This is a genomic window from Brevibacillus sp. FIR094 (genome assembly GCF_050477165.1).
Taxonomy (GTDB): domain Bacteria; phylum Bacillota; class Bacilli; order Brevibacillales; family Brevibacillaceae; genus Brevibacillus.
In genome coordinates, this window is the sequence record NZ_JBEAES010000086.1 from 1 (window position 1) to 786 (window position 786).

Sequence of the window (786 nt, forward strand, 5' to 3'; positions counted from 1 at the left end):
CAGGTATTCCACGCAGCACCTATTATTACTATGTAAAAACCTTCGGTTCTCAAGACAAACATGCCGAAGTAAAGACAATGATTCAAGCCATTTACCATGAACATCAAGGACGCTACGGATATCGTCGCATAAGGGACGAGCTGAGAAATCTCGGACACCAGGTGAATCACAAAAAAGTACAGCGATTAATGAAGGAAATGGGCCTAAAAAGCATTGTTCGGATGAAAAAGTATCGCTCCTATAAGGGGAAAATCGGTAAGGTTGCCCCAAATATTTTAGACCGTAACTTTCAAGCAGGAAAACCAAATGAGAAGTGGGTAACGGATATTACGGAGTTTAAATTGTTTAGTGAAAAGCTATATTTATCACCGATGCTGGATTTGTTTAACGGAGAAATTATCGCTTATACAATTGATTCGAGACCAAGATACTCCCTGGTTTCTAACATGTTGGAAGATGCCTTTAATCGCCTAACCGACAAGGATAATCTCTTGATCCACACGGATCAAGGATGGCATTACCAAATGGGCAAGTACCAACAGGCATTAAAGGAAAAGAAAATCACACAGAGTATGTCGCGAAAAGGGAACTGTTATGACAATGCTGTGATGGAGAATTTTTTTGGCATTTTAAAATCGGAATTTTTATATACACAGCAGTTTGAAAGTGTTGAACATTTTAAACGCGAGTTAGCGAAATATATCGACTACTATAACTGCAAGCGAATCAAGACAAAATTAAAAGGCTTGAGTCCAGTACAATACCGAACTCAAACCCTTCAGATTG

General features: G+C 38.9%; 1 protein-coding gene. It reads left to right on the plus strand.

Annotated elements, in window-relative coordinates; all coding sequences use genetic code 11:
• Positions 1 to 786: IS3 family transposase (locus tag ACQ5DJ_RS29920; protein WP_429845622.1), on the plus strand; the 786-nt coding region annotated here is incomplete at both ends.